Consider the following 16,835-nt stretch of genomic DNA (forward strand, 5'->3'; position numbering starts at 1 on the left):
GGTCACGCACGCGGTCCTGCACCACGCGCACTGCCCGGTGGAACTGGTGCCGCGTACGAAAGAGCAGGGCCCCTAGCCCAGCAACCCCTCCTGTAAGCCGCTCCGAGACACCCGGAGGAGATATGTCGGACCCCAAAAAACGCCGTCACATCACAGTGGGCGTCGACCCGCTGAAGCCGAGTCTTCTGGCTCTCGCCTGGGCCGCCGACGAGGCCGTGCAGAGGCACCTGGCAGTGCGCCTGCTGCTCGCGGTGCCCAAGGAGGAGCATAAGCACACCGACGTCGCCCACAGAGAGGTCACGCCGCACCATCTCGCCCTGCGCAAGCGAGGTGCGGACTCACTTGCGTCGGCGGCCTCCTTCGTGCGGGCGCGCCATCCGGACCTTGAGCTGACCACTCACCTGATCGACGGTAGCCCGGCCCTCTCGCTGTGCCACGAATCCGCGAAGGCGCACATGATTGTCCTCGGCACACGTCGCCTCAGCCGAGCCGAGGAGATTCTGAGCGGCGGTTCCATCGTGGTCCCGGTGAGCGCGCAGGCGGACTGTCCGGTCGTTGTGGTCGGCGATCCGGAACACATCACCCAGGAGCCGCCGTACCTCGTCGTGGGCGTCGACGGCAGCGTCTCTTCTCGCGCTGCCGTGGCGCAGGCCCTGGAGGAGGCGAGCCTGCGCGGTGCCACATTGCGTGCGGTCTGGGCGTGGCCACGCCCAGTGTTCTCCCTCGGCGACGAGTCGGCAGGCTTCAACGAACGCCGTCGGCTGCTCTCGGAATCCACTGCTGGGTGGGCGGACAAGTACTCCGACGTCCCGGTGACCCACGAGGTCGTGCGCGGCCACCCTGTGGAAGAGCTGGCCCGTAGCTCCGAACATGCGCTGTCTGTCGTCGTCGGAAGACGAGGCCGCGGCGGCTACACAGGCATGCGCCTGGGGTCGGTGGTGCATGGACTGCTGCACCGCGCGGTCTGCCCGGTGATCACCGTTCCCACGCCACCCGGGAATTGAGGATTGGGGGGTGCGGTCGGAGCCTGACAGGAGCACCGGTACGTCAGTCGGCCGCACCCCCGCATCCCGTCTCGGACGCGGCGGTTCTTCCCGAAGCGCGCTCCATGGCTCCCCACGGGTCCCCGTGGGCCGAGGACCGGAAGAGCCAGGATTCGAACCTGTCGGACGTACGCCTCAGCGGGTTGGCCCCCTTGCAAGAGTGCTCCTGGTGCGGTGGGTGAGGACCGGATGCGTACGGCGAACCCTATGCACTCACCAGCGGGTGAGGGCGGCGAAGGCGGGCTGGTAGAAGGTGTCGGCCATGGCTATGTCGGCCGTGAGCCAGGCGGCCGTGAACACGTAGAGGTTGGGGGCCAGGGCGATGGCCAGCACGGCGGAGACCGCGAGCAGGGAGCCGGTGGTCATCACGGCGCGCGGGCCTTGTCGGTCGAGGATGAGGCCGACGGGGATTCCGGCGACGGCGGAGACCAACAGGGCGGCGGAGAAGGCTGTGGTGGCGGCGCTGGTGGACCAGCCGGTGTCCGCGGTCACGTGGGGAAGCAGGACGGGGAAGGCGTAGTAGACGATGCCCCAGCTGGGATCTGGGTGGCGCCAGGGCGGGGAACGCGGCACGAGGCCGCGACCGGTTCCCTGTTCCGGTCGCGGCCTCGGTGGTGTGAAGGTCGGTCATCGTCGGATCAGCACCACCCACCGGCGGCGACAGGCTTACTCGCGCCGACGTCGGCGTCCGGGCCGGTGCAGCACGAACTGCCTTGCTGCTTGGTCAGGGTGTCGGCGTCGGCCTTGACGACGTACACCTCCCAGGGTTCCTGGCCGGGGCCGTGGACCCAGACCTTGTCCTGGAGGGCGTAGCAACAGGTGGTGTCGTTCTCCTCTGCGGTGGCCAGTCCCGCTTCGCCGAGGCGGGTGGTGGCGGCATGGACGGCGTCGGGGGTTTCGACTTCGACGCCGAGGTGGTCCATGCGGGTGTTCTCGCCCGCGTTGCCTTCGATGAGGACGAGCTTGAGCGGTGGCTCGGCGATGGCGAAGTTGGCGTAACCGTCGCGGAGTTTGGTGGGCTCGGTGCCGAAGAGCTTGGTGTAGAAGGCGATGGACGCGGCGAGGTCGGGGACGCGGAGGGCGAGCTGTACGCGGGACATGACGAGCCTCCTGCTGAATGGATGGATGGGTGAGGACTCAGCAGCCGCCGGAGGTGGCCGGGGCGTCGACGCCGATCTGGAGAGTGGTGGGGGCGGCGCAGCAGCCGCCGTTGCTGTCCGCCTTGGTGGCGTCGGGCTCGTCGAACAGGCCCGCCCCGCCGCACACCCCGGTCTCCGGGAGGGTCAACTCGACGCGCCCGGCGGCCTCCTGGTCTCCCGCGAGGGAGGCGGCGATGGAGCGGACCTGCTCGTAGCCGGTCATCGCGAGGAACGTCGGGGCGCGGCCGTAGCTCTTCATGCCGACGAGGTAGACGTCCTTCTCCGGATGCGAGAGCTCGTTGACGCCGTGTGGGTAGACGGTTCCGCAGGAGTGGACGTTCGGGTCGATCAGCGGGGCCAGTTCGACCGGAGCCTGGAGACGATCGTCGAGACCCAGACGGAGCTCGTCGACGAAGGACAGGTCGGGGCGGAAGCCGGTGAGGACGATGACCTCGTCCACCGGGTCGAGGCGGCGGCTGTCCTCGGCCACGAGCACCAGCTGGTCGCCGCTCTTGTCGACTGCGGTCGTGCGGAATCCGGTGACGGCGTCGGCGTACCCGTCGTCCACGGCTGCCTTGGCGGCGAGGCCCAGTGCGCCGCGGGCGGGCAGCTGGTCGGCTTGGCCGCCGCCGAAGGTCGAGCCGCCGATGCCGCGCCTCAGGACCCACACGGCGTGCGTGCCCGGGGTGTCCTTGGCCAGGTCGGCGAGGTAGGCGAGGGCCGTGAAGGCGGAGGCGCCGGAGCCGATCACGGCAGTGCGCCTGCCCTCGTACCGGGCGCGTACAGCCGGGTCCTTGAGGTCCGGGACGCGGTATGAGATGCGGTCGGAAGCGGTGCGCTCGCCGAGGGCCGGGAGGCCGTCGCCGCCGATCGGGCTGGGTGTGGACCAGGTCCCGGAGGCGTCAATGACGGCGCCGGCCGTGATCCGCTCCTCGGTCCCGTCGGTGTTGAGGATGTGCACGGTGAGGGGCTGCTGATCGCGATCGACGTCCACGACCCGGTCGCGACCGAGGCGGGAGACGCCGGTGACGCGGGCGCCGAAGCGGACCGCGTCGCCCAGGGTGTCGGCCAGCGGCTGGAGGTACTGGGCGGCCCAGTCTCCACCGGTGGGGTACGTCGCCCCGTCCGGCGCGGTCCAGCCGGTGGGGGCCAGAAGCTTTTCGGCGGCCGGGTCGACGAGCTCGGCCCAGGTGGAGAACAGGCGCACGTGGCTCCACTCACGTACGGCACTGCCCGCTCCGTCCCCGGCCTCCAGGACCAGCGGCTCGATGCCACGCTCGACGAGGTGGGCGGCGGCGGCCAGGCCGATGGGGCCGGCACCGATCACCACGGTGGGCAGGGCGGTGGTGGGTGCGTTCACGATGACTCCCTGTTGTTTCGACGTTCGTCGATGGCTTGCGCTGCCAGCATGGCACCTGTTTCGATGAGCGTCAACATAGACACTCCTCGAAACAAGCGATTCGGAACTCATGGAGCATCTCGATGTCGCGGTCATCGGTGGCGGCCAGTCAGGCCTTGCCGCCGCGCACGCCCTGCGCAAGCAAGGGCTTGAGCCGGTGGTACTCGAAGCCTCCGGGCAGGCGGCCGGTTCCTGGCCGCACTTCTACGACAGCCTCACCCTCTTTTCCCCGGCGAGATACAGCCCCCTGCCCGGCCTTCCCTTCGGCGGCGACCCGGAGCGGTATCCGCACCGCGATGAGGTGGTCGCCTACCTGCTGCGGTACGCAGACCGGCTGGACGCGGACATCCGCACCGGCCAGCGCGTCAGCGAGGTCCAGACGGACGGAGACGGGTTCACGCTGGCGCTGGAGGACGGATCGCGCCTGGCGGCACGCGGGGTGGTCGCGGCCACCGCGGCTTTGGCCGGCCGAACCGCCCCGCCCTGCCGGGCCTGGACTCCTTCACCGGGACCGTCCGGCGTGTCACGGACTACCGCCCCCCGAGCCCTTCGCCGGGCAGCGGGTCGTGGTCGTCGGCGCCGGCAACTCGGCGTGCAGGTCGCAGCCGAACTCGCCGCCCACGCCCGCGTCAGCCTCGCCAACCGGGCCCCGGTCAAGTGGTTCACGCAGCGCCGGTAAGGACCTGCACTTCTGGCTCAAGGTCACCGGCCTTGACATCGCACCGCTCGGCCGCTTCCAGCTCAATCCGCCCACCATGGCGGTCATCGACGACGGCCGCAAAGCGTCCCTTGCCGCCGGCATGCCCGGCCGCCGCCCGATGTTCACCAGCATCGAGGGCTCCAAGATGACCTGGCCGGACGGCACGGTCGAGGGCGTCGTGCTGGCCACCGGCTACCAGCCAGCCCGACCTCGGCTACCTCGCCCCCCCTGGACGCGCTCGACGAGCGGGGGCATCCGAGCCACCACGACGGGACCTCGCTGACGCATCTCGCCCGGCGGCAGGCGAGGCAACCACCCCTGGGCGCCTGGTTCGATGTGTGTCAACATAGACATATGTCGAACATGAAGGTGCTGCCGCTGCTCGAGCCGGAGACCGGTGCGCCCTGCTGCCCGCCGCTGACCGAACGCCCGCTCACGGCGGAGGAGGCGGTACGCACGGCCGCCATGTTCAAGGCCCTCGGCGACCCGGTCCGGCTGCGGCTCTTCTCGGCCGTCGCCTCACACGAGGGCGGCGAGGCATGCGTCTGCGACATCTCCGATGTCGGCGTCTCCCAGCCCACCGTCAGCCACCACCTGAAGAAGCTCAAAGAGGCGGGTCTGCTCAGCTCCGAGCGGAGGGGCACCTGGGTGTACTACCGGGTCGAGCCGTCCGTGCTCGCTGCGATGGGGCACATCCTGGGCCGGTACGCCGCCTGACGTCCAGCGCCGCCGTGTGTCTACGAGCGTCTTTGAGCAGGAGCTCGGTCAGATCGCAGGCCTCCGAGGCCTTGCATGACGAGCCCGAGCCATCGCCGCAGCAGTCCACGCCGGCCTCGCGGCTGGCGAGAACGCAGCCCGGATCGAAGAACGCATCCGCGTTGCCGAGCAGGAAGGCCTCCCACTCCTCCTGTGGTGAACCGACCGCTCCGCAACACGACCAAGCGCCGGGAATTGCCCGAGATCATGGCGTCATCCGGTGCTGGTGGCCGACCTCGCGCGCGAGATCCATCCCGAGGACGCGGTCGAGATAGGCGAACGTCTCGAACCTGGCCCCGCCCGGCACGTCCGGGTCCCTCTCCACGCTGGCCAGCAAGTCCAGGACGGCGGGAACCCTGTCGCAGCACATCGGAGGGCACCGGCCTGGACGGCTCCTGCGCCCAGTCGGCCACCAGCTGACGCCAGTGCCGCAGTGCTCGCCTTGCCTCGGCGAGCGCGGCGCCGGTGACCGTGGCCGGCGTGCGGTAAGCATGGCCGAGACGACGCTGGTCACAGGTACATTCCGCACAGACGAGGAGCCGGCCGTGCGCGCACGAGACCTGGCAGTCGAGTACGAATCGGTAAGCGTCGACAGCGACGCCTTGGAGGCGGCCCGTCTGATGGCAGAGCACCGGCTCCCTGGGCTCCTGGTGCTCGACGCCCTCGGCGAACCCAAGGCGATCCTTCCCGCCTCTCAGATGGTCAAGGTCCTGGTGCCCGAGTACCTGATCGAGGACCCTACCCTCGCGGCGGTCGTCGACGAGAAGCACGCCGACCGGCTGTGCCAGGCCCTGGTCGGACGCCGGGTCGGCGACTGCCTGCCCAGTACTGCGGCTCCGCCCCCGATCGCCGACCCTGACGACACCGCGCTCGAGGTGACGGCGCTGATGGCGCGGGTACACAGCCCGCTGGTGGCCGTGGCTGAGAAGGACAAGGACGGCACTCACCTGCTCGGTGTGATCACTGCCTCCCATCTGTTGCACGAGCTCCTCGGTGCAGCGGGCGGCAACGGCGCCACGACGCGAGACTGATCGCAGGGATCGCCGTCTTCCGCCGGTCCCGTCCAGTTCGGTCCCGCCGCGTGCCCCCGGGGGGTACAACTCGCCTTTGCCGCAAGGGAGTCTTGGGTTGTGTCCTCACTTTTTCCTCAACAGGCTCAGCACGCCGCACCGGCCGGGCAGATGATCGTCTGCGGTGACGATGCGCTGGCCACCCGTCTCGCCGCCGAACTGCACGACGTCTACGGGGAGCGGGTGACGCTCCTCGTCCCGCCAGCCGCCTCCCCGGGCAGACAGCCTGCCGCAGCGCCGAACCGCATCCGGGCCTCCGCGCTGTTCGGGCGGGCGTCCGCCGCGATGAACCGGCCGGGCGGTGCCGACGATGTCGGCTCCAGTGGCGAATTCCTCCTCCCGGTACGGGAGACGGAGGCAGCCGAGCCGACAGAGGAGGCACTGCGTCAGGCCGGTGTGGAGCGGGCCGCTGCTCTGGCCCTTGTGTACGACGATGACGAGACCAACATCAGGGCCGCGCTGGCCGCCCGCCGGCTCAACCCCCGGCTGCGGTTGGTGATCCGGCTCTACAACCGCAAGCTGGGCCAGCACCTCGAGCAACTGCTCGACCAGGCCGCTGTGCTCGCGATGCCCGGTCTGGACACCGCCTCGCTGGACGCCTCCACCACCGTGCTGTCCGACGCGGACACCGCGGCGCCCGCGCTGGCGGCGACCGCCGTGGCCGGTACGAGCAAGGTCGTGCAGGCCGACGGGCTGCTGCTCCGTGCCGTGGAGCGCACACCGCCGGGGCGCGGTGAAGTCCCCGATCCCGGCCTGTGCACTCTTGCCGTGCTTTCGTCCACAATCAACGACCCGGCGGGCGCGGAGGGTTCGGACGGCAGCGGGCCGCAAGGACCCCTGCTGCTGCCCGACGACGCCACGGTCACGGCCGCCACCGGGCGAGGCACTTTGGTGCTGGAAGCCATTTCGCACGCCGGGCCTCCGCTGCCGCCCCGCCGTCTGGCCGGCCGCAGTGCTCCGCTCAGGGAGATCTTCTCGCGCCGGCTGCGCTGGGCCCTTGTCGGTGCCGCGGCAGCCGTGGTCGCGCTGGCCGTCGCCTCGTGGCTCACGACCGGCGAGCACCCGCTGCACGCCGTCTACATCACGCTGCTCGATCTGTTCGCCATCGGGGACCCGGCCGTCGGTGAACCCACCGCCCGCCAGGTGCTCCAGCTCCTCTCCGGCCTGGTGGGGCTCGCGCTGCTGCCGGTTCTTGTTGCCGGTGCTCTGGAAGCTCTCGGCGCCTTCCGCGGGGCAGCGGCGCTTCGCCGCGCGCCGCGCGGGCTGTCCGGGCACGTTGTGCTGCTCGGCCTCGGCAAGGTCGGCACCCGGGTACTGGCGCGGCTGCGTGAGCTCGACATCCCGGTGGTGTGCGTGGAGGGGGACCCTGAGTCGCGTGGCATCCCACTCGCGCGTCGGCTGCGCGTGCCCGTGGTGCTGGGCGATGTCACACACGAGGGTGTGCTGGAAGCGGCCAAAATCCATCGGGCGCGCGCCCTGTTGGCCCTGACCAGCGTCGACACGACGAACCTTGAGGCTGCTCTCTATGCCCGTACCGTGAAGCCGGATCTGCGGGTGGCGCTGCGGCTGTACGACGACGACTTCGCCACCGCCGTCTACCGCACCCTGCGCGCCGCCCACCCCGAGGCGCTGACCCGTAGCCGCAGTGTGTCCACGCTCGCCGCCCCCGCTTTCGCCGGCGCGATGATGGGCCGTCAGGTCCTCGGCGCCATCCCGGCCGAGCGCAAAGTGCTGCTCTTCGCCGCCCTCGATGTCGCCGGACACCCGCAGTTCGAGGGCCGCACCGTCGCCGAGGCGTTCCGGCCCGGCGCATGGCGCGTGATTGCGCTGGACACCGCGGAGCCCGCCGATCGTCGCCCCGACCTTGCCGCCTCCCGTCCGTACGGGGGTGACCGGACTGCCGCCGGGCTGCTGTGGGAGCTCCACCCCGGCTACGTCCTGCGCCCCGAGGACCGTGTCGTCCTCGCCGCCACACGCCGCGGACTGGCCGAACTCCTCGGACGGCGGCCCGAATCCCGCTCGGCCTGAACCGTCAGAGATCCTGGCCCGGCCGGTCCAGGAGGCGGGCGCCGACCGCAGCCGTCTCGAGCGCGTAGCGGTTGACACGGTCGCCCGGATCGGCACCCGTGAGCTTGTGGATACCCTCCAGTCGGTACGTCATCGCCCGCACACTCAGCGACAGCCGCCGGGCCACCTCGGCAGCCACGCAGCCCGTGTCGAAGTAGGCGGTGAGGGTGTCGATCAGCGGGCTGGGCTCCGCCGCGGGCGTGCTGGAGCGGTCCGGGGACTGTACGAGGTCGGCTATGGCCTGCCGGTCGCGGGTGAGGACCGGGCAGACCAGGAGATCGGCCGCGTGGAGCACGGGGCCGGCACCGTCTCCAAAGCCGATGCGCAGAACCTGACCGTTTCCGCGCTGCTGCTGAAGCTGATGAACAGCGGCGTCGCGCCCACGGCCCAGCTGAGCCAGCTGCTCGACAAGGCGGGCGACTCGGCCTCGCCGACACCCCGCTCACCGCGCTCAACGGCTCCGTCACGGCCTGAGCGCGGGCACCTACCGGGCCTGCTGGCTGCCGAACGGGGGTCAGCGGCCGCAGGACCACCCTTGAGGACCAGGAAAGTATTCCCATGGCGACGGCGACAACGTTGCCGGCGGTGACCGGCATGGACGCCGGTACATACGAGGTGCTGCGCGACCGGCTCGCCGCGCGACCGTACCGAGCTGTTCGCGGACGGCAGCGGGACGATCCGGCTGGGACGTCACCGCTTCGCCGTCACCACACAGGCGCCGGAACTCACATTCGTCCCGCACGGGGACGGCCTGGCGTTCGCGCTAACCGGCACCGACTACCGCACTGCCGTTACCGACCCCGAGTTCACAGACACCCGCCCCTATTGGACGCAGCCGTTGCCGTCCGAGTCGCCCGAGGCCTACCGGTCGGAACACCTCGCCGCGCGGCTCCTGTCGGAGCACGGCGCCGAAGCCCTGTCGGGAGGCGACCTGCCCGCCGTCGTACGGCAGGCCGCGGTAGCGGCGTACGACGAGGGAATACGAGCGCGGCGTCCACGACCATGACGCGACGGCAATCCTCAGCGTCGTGCTGCGCCTGCGCGAGGATGCCGGACTCTGCGCTAACCGGCCGCCACCAGGGCAGCGGCCTGAACGGAACGTCCCCGCCGCCCGTCGCTGAACCGCGCCAGGCTGCCTGCATCGAGGCGATGCGCAGACATGTGGGAACGCAGTGGACCAGGGCCGCGGGAAATGATCTCCAGGCGCTCGACATGGTCCCTGATCAGGTCTTTTCGTCGATTGCCCCTCATGGTCCGGCCTCCAGCTACTGCTGGTCCGTTCCCCCCACGATCAAACGACGGCAGTTCCCGGTCACGGGGCCGAGGGTCCCCGGCGGGCGCCCCCTCGGGCCCCACGGGCTGCCCCGACGGTGTTGGTCCCCCGGCCCGTGGCAGTCATATCTGTGGAACCACCGCGATCGGACACGGCGCGTGATGCAGCACCGCGTGGTTGACAAGCCCCAGCTGGAGACCGACATGCCCACTTCGCCTGCGAGCTCCGACGACGAGCAGGTCAGCGCCTGACCCGGCCCCTCCAGGAGCGCCCGACGTGCCGGTCCCTCCACCGCTTGGCGGCTCACCGCGATGTGCCCGTACCTCTCAGCGGGACCGCGCAGAGCGTCGTCGAGCACCTGCGCCAGCGGGCGCCGGTGGGCCTCGAGGGCGTAGCCGGAGAGGGGCGGAGGCTCGGAGTGCTCGAACGGGGCACTCCAGGCGTGCACCGCCACCAGCCGGCAGCGCCGCACGTGGGCCTCACGGAACGCGAACTGTACTGCCGTGCCGCTGCCCTCCCCGTTCTCAACGCCGACGACGACGCTCCCGAACCGGGCGTTCCGGTACTCCACTCCACCGCGCACCACGACGACTGGGCAGTCGGCACGGGCGGCCACGGCCAGGCTGACCGAGCCCAGGAGCAGCCCGGCGAGATCTCCGAGCCCCCTGCACCCGAGAACCAACGCGAAAGCATTGCGCCCCTTGTCGACCAGGGCAGACGCCGCGTCCCCGTGCAGCACCTCGCTCGACAACCGAACCGCTGGCGCGCTCCTGCTGGCCCGTTCCGAGGCAGCGGCAATCAGGCTGGGTGCCTCGTGGTGCAGCGGCGCCGCATGCACGAGGTGGAGCGGCACTTCGTGTCGGACCGCCTCGTCGGCGGCCCAGTCCACCGCCTCAAGGCTCGCCTCGGATCCGTCGATGCCAACCACCAGAGGAATCGTCACTGCTCTTGCTCCTCCTCGTGCCGGATTCCGCGCCTGTCCGAGCCCTGCCACATCGGAGTCCGCATGCGGCGCAGGAAGATGTGGGGTACTCCTCGAAGAAGCGGCGGGGCTCGGCGCAGTCGGCGCAGATGCTCTATCGAGTACCCCTCACGGTCGCTGCACGGCTACTGACGAGGGCACAGGGACGACAGCAGTCCGGACAGCGGACTCGCTCACCGTCATTCCAGCTTCCTACGAGACGGAGGCAGTCGCCATGGAGCAAGTCGTCACCGTGGGCCTCGACGGCTCACCCGAGAGCCTCGCCGCAGCCCGTTGGGCCGCCGACGAAGCCGAGCGCCGCAAGCTCACGCTGCGCCTGCTGCACGCGTGGCCCCTGCTGGTGCCGGAACCGACCGGCATCCCCGCGGAGATGGATCAGAACTACTGGGCGAAGCGGATCGTGCACAACGCGCGGGCAGAACTCCAAGCGCGCCACCCGGGCCTCTCTATTATCGACAACCTGGTCTCCGACGACGCCCAGAACGCACTGCTCGAAGCGGCATCGGAGTCCGTGATGATCGTGCTCGGTTCGCGGGGGCTGGAGCCCGTCGAGAGCTACTTCCTGGGCGACATCAGCATGCCCGTCGTGGCACGGGCCGAGCGGCCGGTGGTCCTGGTACGTGCCGAAACGCGCGAGGAAGGGCCACCACCCACTCCAGGTACGGCAGGCGGCGTCGTGGTGGCACTGAAACTGCACGGCTCATGCGACGACCTGCTCGAATTCTCCTTCGCCACCGCCGCAGCGCGGGGCATGCCGCTTCGGGCCGTCCATGGCCGAAGCGTGCCGCTCCATGCACACGTTCCCTGGGGCGTGGACCACGAAGTGACCCAGGAGATCACGCAGGACGCGCAGAAGCACCTGAGCCAGGCCCTCCGCCCCTGGCGCGAGAAGTTTCCGCGCGTGGAGGTGGATGACAGCATCGGTCTCGAAAGCCCTGCCAAGGCCGTGGTACGGGCCGCCGAGGGTGCCGGGCTGCTGGTGGTCGGCCGACGCAAGCGTCGTCCCGCCCGGGCACCTCGTCTGGGTCCCGTGGCACAGGCCGCCATCCATCACGCGCGCTGCCCTGTCGCCGTCGTCCCCCATGCCTGAGCCGAGCCACCGCAGGGAGCCAATGGTGTCGGTACGGCAGGCCGACGCGTCCGTGCTCCGTACCGGCACCGGCCTCGATGTTTCGGCGCTCCCGCGCGCCGAGGTGCGCGAGACGCATACCGCGGTCGTGTTCTTCGTCGGTGACCGCGTCTACAAGCTCAAGAAACGGGTCGACCTGGGGTTCCTCGACTACACGACCGTGGCGGCTCGGCGGGCCGCGTGCGAGCGGGAAGTCGCTCTCAACCGTCGCTTCGCTCCCGACGTCTACCTCGGCCTGGGAGAATTTCGCAGCCCCAACACCGGCATACCCGAACTCCTCGTGGTGATGCGCCGCATGCCGACGGAGCGCCGCCTCTCCCGGCTTGTGAGTGAAGGCGCCGACGTCGACGGTGTCCTGCGGACTGTCGCCCGGCTGCTCGCCGCCCGTCACGCGGACGCGCCCCGCAGCCCGGACGTCGACGAGCAGGGCACTCGGGACGCCCTGTCGTCACGCTGGGAAGCGAGCTTCGCGCAAGTCCGCGCGCTGGCCGACGACAGCCGCGTGCCAGACGGCGTGGAGGAGGTCGAGAGGTTGGTGCGCCGCTATCTCGCCGGCCGCGAGCAACTGTTCGACACGCGCATCGAGCAGGGACGGGTGGTCGACGGCCACGGCGACCTGCTCGCCGAGGACATCTTCTGCCTCGACGACGGCCCCCGCGTCCTGGACTGTCTGGAGTTCGACGAGCGCCTTCGCTACGTCGACGGTCTCGACGACGTCGCCTTCCTCGCCATGGACCTGGAACAGCTGGGTGCCCCGGAGGCCGCGGCGTTCTTCCTCGCCCAGTACAGCGAGTACTCCGGCGACCCCGCACCGCCGTCCCTGTGGCACCACTATGTCGCCTACCGCGCGTTCGTCCGCGCCAAGGTCTCCCTGATCCAGGCGCGCCAGGGCGCGCCCGGCGCGCAGGCGGCGTCACGGCGACTGGTCATGACGGCGCTGCGCCACCTGCGTACCTCTGCTGTCGGCCTGACTCTCGTCGGCGGGCTCCCGGGCAGCGGGAAGTCCACGCTCTCCGGCGCACTGGCCGATCGCCTGGGCGTCACGCTGCTCAGCTGCGACCGCCTCCACAAGGAGCTGGCAGGCATCCCGGTGGAGGAGTCCGCAGCCGCCGGATACGGCGAAGGCATGTACACGCCCGAGTGGACCAACAAGTCCTACGCGGCCCTGCTCGACCGCGCATCCGCACTGCTGTCCTGCGGCGAGTCCGTTGTCCTGGACGCCACCTGGTCCGACGCGGGACAGCGCGAAGCCGCCCTGCGCATGGCCGAACGCACCAGCGCCGACCTTGTGGCCCTGCACTGCCGGGTTCCGGGCGACGTGTCGGCGGCCCGCCTGAGCACCCGCGCGCCTGGGGCATCCGACGCCAACCTCGACGTGGCCACGGCCATGGCAGCCGCGGAGCCGCCGTGGAATGAGGCCGTCACGGTCGACACCAGCGGTCCTTTGGAGGCCGCGGTCGTCCCAGGCGATGGCGGCCGTACGCCCGTACGGCACCGGCCAGGCCCCGGTCTTCCGCCGCTCCTACATGGAGCCGGACTGAGGTGAGTTGCGACGATACGGGAGCGGCCTGCTCACCCGAATGGACGGCCTGCTCAGGAGGGCCCAGGTGAGCTGAGCGGGCTCCCCCTTGAACGGGCCCATCTTCCCTTGAAACAGCCTGACGGTCCCTGTTGCCCGCAAGTTCTTGGAGGGCGACGGTGCAGAGGGGGTAGCGAGGGAGTGAGTACCATGCGTGCACTCGTCTACCACGGCCCCGAAAAGACCTCCTGGGACACGATCCCGGATCCCGTGATCGAGGAGGCGACCGACGCGATCGTGCGCGTCGACAGGACCATCATCTGCGGCAGTGATCTGCACATCCTGCGCGGAGACCTCTCCAGCGTGAAGCCAGGGACGGTCCTTGGCCACGAGGCCTTCGGCGAGGTGATGGAAGTCGGCCGCGAGTCCACACGATCGTCCCCGGGGAGCAGGTGATCGTGTCGTCCGTCTCTTCCTGCGGGTGAAGGGCCCAGGCCGAGGGCAGCCGCGACCTGGGCCTCCGCATCGTCTCCTCCGGATAACGGCGATCCTTTATCCGCCCTGGATGCAAGACGGCCCCACAGCTTGAACAGGGCTGGTCGGACCTCGGCCTGGACCGTTCGGCCCTGCAATTCGCCGGGCGAGCAGTGATGCTATGGAAGTGAGCCGAGGGCAACCCCTCAGACCCGGCGAAGCGGTGCCAAACGCACCGTGCAATTCGGGCCCGCGAGAAGCGGGCGGCCCCGGGCTCCATGAATGCCTCGCGCTACGGCTGTGGACAGTTACCGAGGCCGGTCTCGGGTCCCGATCGGGGTCAGTCGCAGTGCGGCCCGGGCCACGCTCGGCGACTCTGGAGGCAGAGGCAGAGGCAGGCGTCGGGAGGAGCGCCCATGCACTGGGAGACGATCCGTAAGGGCGCCGCACCGGGGGTCAGCGCCACACCGAATCTCGCCGACTATGACCAGGCTCGTTCCGATTTCACCTGGTTGCAGGCGCGTGAGGCCTTGGCCGGGCTGCCCGGGGGCGGGCTGAACATGGCGCACGAGGCGGTCGACCAGCACGCGGGTTCCGCATCAGGAGACAAGGTCGCGCTGCGGTGCATCGCCCGCGACAACGCCGTCTCGACAGTTACCTACGCCGAGTTGGCCCGCCGTACGGCCCGCTTCGCGAACGTCTTGCGGTCGCTCGGCGTCAGCCATGGGGACCGGGTCTTCACCCTGCTCGGCCGCTGTCCCGAGCTCTACACGGCCGTGCTGGGCACGCTGAAGAACACCAGCGTGCTGTGCCCGCTCTTCTCCGCATTCGGCCCTGACCCGGTGGAGCAGCGGCTGCGTCTCGGCGATGCCCGGGTCCTGGTCACCACCGCGGCTCTGTACCGGCGGAAGGTAGCCGAGCGCCGGGCGTCGCTGCCCGGGCTTGAGCAGGTGCTCATCGTGGGGCCGGGTGCCGAGGAGCTGCCCGGCACGGTTTCCTTCGAAGATCGGATGTCCGCCGCGTCCGACCGATTCACCATCCCGCTGACCTCGCCGGAGGACATGGCTCTGCTGCACTTCACGAGCGGCACCACCGGCACCCCCAAGGGTGCGATCCATGTCCACGAAGCGGTCGTCGCCCATCACGCCACGGCCGCGTACGCGCTCGATCTGCACCCCGAGGACGTGTACTGGTGCACCGCCGACCCCGGCTGGGTCACCGGCATGTCGTACGGCATCATCGCCCCGCTCGCCCACGGAGTGACGGTCGTCGTCGACGAGGGCGACTACGACGCCCGGCGCTGGTACCGGATCCTCGGTGAACAGCGGGTCAGCGTCTGGTACACCGCGCCCACAGCCCTGCGGATGCTCATGCGCGCCACACCCCGCCAAGGCCCGTACGACCTGCCGCATTCGTACGACCTGTCGGCCCTGCGGTTCATCGCCTCCGTCGGTGAGCCGCTCAACCCCGAGGCCGTGGTGTGGGGCCAGGAGGTGCTGGGCCTGCCGGTCCACGACAACTGGTGGCAGACCGAGACCGGCTGCATCATGATCTCGAACTTCGCGGCATGCGACATCCGGCCCGGCTCGATGGGGCGGCCGCTGCCCGGTGTCGAGGCGGCCGTGCTCAAGCGCGGCCAGGACGGCCGGGCGCTGATCACCGGCGGCGGGGTCACGGAGGTGCAGAACCCGGACGTCGAGGGCGAGTTGGCGCTGCGGCCGGGCTGGCCGTCCATGTTCCGCGGCTATCTGCACGACAAGGAGCGGTACGAGGCCGCGTTCGCCGACGGCTGGTACCTGACCGGCGACTTGGTCAGGCGGGATGCGGACGGCTGGTACTGGTTCGTGGGGCGCGCCGACGACGTCATCAAGTCGGCAGGCCACCTGATCGGCCCGTTCGAGGTGGAGAGCGCGCTCATGGAACACCCGGCGGTCGCCGAAGCCGGTGTCATCGGACGGCCGGACCCCGTCGCCGGAAACATCGTCAAGGCATTCGTGTCGCTGCGCCCCGGCATCGAGCCGGCCCCGGATCTGGAACGCGAACTGATGGCCTTCGCCCGCCGCAGGCTGGGCCCCGCCGTCGCACCCCGGGAGATCGCCTTCGACCAGAACCTGCCCAAGACCCGCAGCGGCAAGGTCATGCGCCGAGTGCTGCGCGCCCGCGAACTCGGCCTGCCCACCGGCGACCTGTCCACCCTGGAGGGATCCGCATGAGCCCCGCACGCGGCACCCGCACCCGAAAGACCCCGGCCACCCCGAAGAAGGCCACGACGAGCAAGCAGAGCACGAGGACAGAGCTTCCCGCCGACCGGCCTGCCACCAGGCACAAGGTGAACCTGCTGGAGGCCATGATGCGCATCCGGCGCTTCGAGGAGCGATGCGCCGAGCTGTACAGCGCCGCCAAGATCCGCGGCTTCGTCCACCTCTACATCGGAGAGGAGGCCGTCGCCGTCGGCGTCAACGAGGCACTGACCCCCGAGGACGCGGTCGTCTCCACCTACCGCGAGCACGGCCACGCACTGGCCCGTGGCATCCCGGCCGAAGCCGTCATGGCCGAGATGTACGGCAGGACAACCGGCTGCAGCGGGGGCCGCGGCGGATCGATGCACCTGTTCGACGCAAGCCGCCGCTTCTACGGCGGCAACGCGATCGTCGCCGGCGGGCTCCCCCTGGCCGCCGGCCTCGCGCTCGCCGACCGCATGCGCGCACAGCCCCGCGTCACGTGCTGCTTCTTCGGCGACGGGGCCTTCGCCGAAGGCGAGTTCCACGAGACGGCGAACCTCGCAGCCCTCTGGGATCTGCCGCTGCTGCTCGTCTGCGAGAACAACCTCTACGCCATGGGCACAGCCATCGAGCGGCACGAGGCACAGGCCGACCTGGCCATGCGCGCCGCCTCGTACGGCATGGTGGCCTGGGCCGTGGACGGCATGGACGTCGAAGCCGTCGAGCAAGCCGCCCGCCGGGCCGCCGAGAGCATCCGGGCCGGAGCCGGACCTCACTTCCTGGAGCTGCGCACCTACCGCTTCCGCGCCCACTCCATGTACGACCCGGACCGCTACCGGGACAAGGAGGAGGTCGAACAGTGGAAGACCCGGGACCCGATCACCCGCCTCGTGGACCGCATGCGCGAGAACGATGAGCTGGGCGACAAGGAGCTCGCCCGGATCGAGCACCAGGTCACCGACGAGATCGACCGCGCCGTCGAAACGGCCGAACAGGCGCCCGAGGAACCGGTCGAAAACCTGCTCCGCCATGTCACCAGTGCTCCGGTGGAGGTGAGCTGAC

At 70.3% G+C, this 16,835-nt stretch carries 12 protein-coding genes and 6 pseudogenes; 12 read left to right on the forward strand and 6 right to left on the reverse strand.

The window, feature by feature from the left end:
* Positions 1 to 122 precede the first annotated feature (122 nt).
* Positions 123 to 1,004 carry a universal stress protein gene (locus tag OG966_RS04920; protein ID WP_326648148.1) on the forward strand — a complete coding sequence of 294 codons (882 nt, stop codon included), beginning with the start codon at positions 123 to 125 and terminating at the stop codon, positions 1,002 to 1,004.
* Positions 1,005 to 1,259: 255 nt separating this feature from the next.
* Here the strand turns inward: OG966_RS04920 and OG966_RS04925 are convergent.
* The 3 genes and pseudogenes from OG966_RS04925 to OG966_RS04935 all read right to left on the reverse strand — a co-directional run.
* A pseudogene (locus tag OG966_RS04925) lies at positions 1,260 to 1,674 on the reverse strand (MFS transporter); the annotation flags it as partial.
* A gap of 7 nt (positions 1,675 to 1,681) precedes the next feature.
* Positions 1,682 to 2,143, reverse strand: coding sequence for an ArsI/CadI family heavy metal resistance metalloenzyme (locus OG966_RS04930; RefSeq protein ID WP_326648149.1), 462 nt, complete (start codon positions 2,141 to 2,143; stop codon positions 1,682 to 1,684).
* Between the two features lie 37 nt (positions 2,144 to 2,180).
* Complete coding sequence (locus OG966_RS04935; RefSeq protein WP_326648150.1) at positions 2,181 to 3,542, reverse strand: NAD(P)-binding domain-containing protein; 1,362 nt, start codon at positions 3,540 to 3,542, stop codon at positions 2,181 to 2,183.
* 109 nt (positions 3,543 to 3,651) lie between these two features.
* On the opposite strand from OG966_RS04935, the gene OG966_RS04940 reads away from it, so the two are divergent.
* The 3 genes from OG966_RS04940 (at position 3,652) to OG966_RS04950 (ending at position 4,998) form a co-directional block, all read left to right on the forward strand.
* Positions 3,652 to 4,260 (forward strand): NAD(P)-binding domain-containing protein, encoded by a 609-nt coding sequence (locus OG966_RS04940; protein WP_326648151.1) that lies wholly within the window; start codon positions 3,652 to 3,654, stop codon positions 4,258 to 4,260.
* Between the two features lie 76 nt (positions 4,261 to 4,336).
* Complete coding sequence (locus tag OG966_RS04945) at positions 4,337 to 4,564, forward strand: hypothetical protein (protein ID WP_326648152.1); 228 nt, start codon at positions 4,337 to 4,339, stop codon at positions 4,562 to 4,564.
* A gap of 71 nt (positions 4,565 to 4,635) precedes the next feature.
* Positions 4,636 to 4,998, forward strand: coding sequence for an ArsR/SmtB family transcription factor (locus tag OG966_RS04950; protein WP_326648154.1), 363 nt, complete (start codon positions 4,636 to 4,638; stop codon positions 4,996 to 4,998).
* A gap of 244 nt (positions 4,999 to 5,242) precedes the next feature.
* Here OG966_RS04950 and OG966_RS04955 read toward each other — a convergent pair whose 3' ends face one another.
* Positions 5,243 to 5,407, reverse strand: a complete 165-nt coding sequence (locus OG966_RS04955; RefSeq protein ID WP_326648155.1) for a hypothetical protein — start codon at positions 5,405 to 5,407, stop codon at positions 5,243 to 5,245.
* A 175-nt stretch (positions 5,408 to 5,582) separates the two neighbouring features.
* Between OG966_RS04955 and OG966_RS04960 the strand changes: the two genes are divergently transcribed.
* Both OG966_RS04960 and OG966_RS04965 read left to right on the forward strand, forming a co-directional pair.
* Positions 5,583 to 6,068, forward strand: a complete 486-nt coding sequence (locus OG966_RS04960) for a CBS domain-containing protein (RefSeq protein ID WP_326648156.1) — start codon at positions 5,583 to 5,585, stop codon at positions 6,066 to 6,068.
* Positions 6,069 to 6,218: 150 nt separating this feature from the next.
* Entirely contained in the window at positions 6,219 to 8,135 is a 1,917-nt protein-coding gene (locus OG966_RS04965; protein WP_326655089.1) for an NAD-binding protein, read from the forward strand.
* A gap of 4 nt (positions 8,136 to 8,139) precedes the next feature.
* Here the strand turns inward: OG966_RS04965 and OG966_RS04970 are convergent.
* A pseudogene (locus tag OG966_RS04970) lies at positions 8,140 to 8,472 on the reverse strand (helix-turn-helix domain-containing protein); the annotation flags it as partial.
* Positions 8,473 to 8,811: 339 nt separating this feature from the next.
* Here OG966_RS04970 and OG966_RS04975 point away from each other — a divergent pair.
* Positions 8,812 to 9,247, forward strand: a pseudogene (locus tag OG966_RS04975) (hypothetical protein); the annotation flags it as partial.
* A 322-nt stretch (positions 9,248 to 9,569) separates the two neighbouring features.
* On the opposite strand, the pseudogene OG966_RS04980 reads toward OG966_RS04975, so the two are convergent.
* Positions 9,570 to 10,390 (reverse strand): annotated as a pseudogene (locus OG966_RS04980) (universal stress protein).
* Between the two features lie 253 nt (positions 10,391 to 10,643).
* Here OG966_RS04980 and OG966_RS04985 point away from each other — a divergent pair.
* From OG966_RS04985 to pdhA, 5 genes and pseudogenes are all read left to right on the forward strand, one after another.
* Entirely contained in the window at positions 10,644 to 11,519 is an 876-nt protein-coding gene (locus tag OG966_RS04985) for a universal stress protein (protein ID WP_326648157.1), read from the forward strand.
* A gap of 103 nt (positions 11,520 to 11,622) precedes the next feature.
* Positions 11,623 to 13,099, forward strand: a pseudogene (locus tag OG966_RS04990) (bifunctional aminoglycoside phosphotransferase/ATP-binding protein).
* Positions 13,100 to 13,287: 188 nt separating this feature from the next.
* Positions 13,288 to 13,559, forward strand: a pseudogene (locus OG966_RS04995) (alcohol dehydrogenase catalytic domain-containing protein); the annotation flags it as partial.
* Positions 13,560 to 13,967: 408 nt separating this feature from the next.
* Positions 13,968 to 15,764, forward strand: coding sequence for an acetate--CoA ligase (gene acsA, locus OG966_RS05000; protein WP_326648158.1), 1,797 nt, complete (start codon positions 13,968 to 13,970; stop codon positions 15,762 to 15,764).
* Positions 15,761 to 16,834, forward strand: a complete 1,074-nt coding sequence (pdhA, locus tag OG966_RS05005; RefSeq protein ID WP_326648159.1) for a pyruvate dehydrogenase (acetyl-transferring) E1 component subunit alpha — start codon at positions 15,761 to 15,763, stop codon at positions 16,832 to 16,834. The genes acsA and pdhA overlap by 4 nt, the downstream gene beginning before the upstream one ends.
* Position 16,835: the final 1 nt, after the last annotated feature.

This window comes from Streptomyces sp. NBC_01750, assembly GCF_035918095.1.
GTDB lineage: Bacteria > Actinomycetota > Actinomycetes > Streptomycetales > Streptomycetaceae > Streptomyces.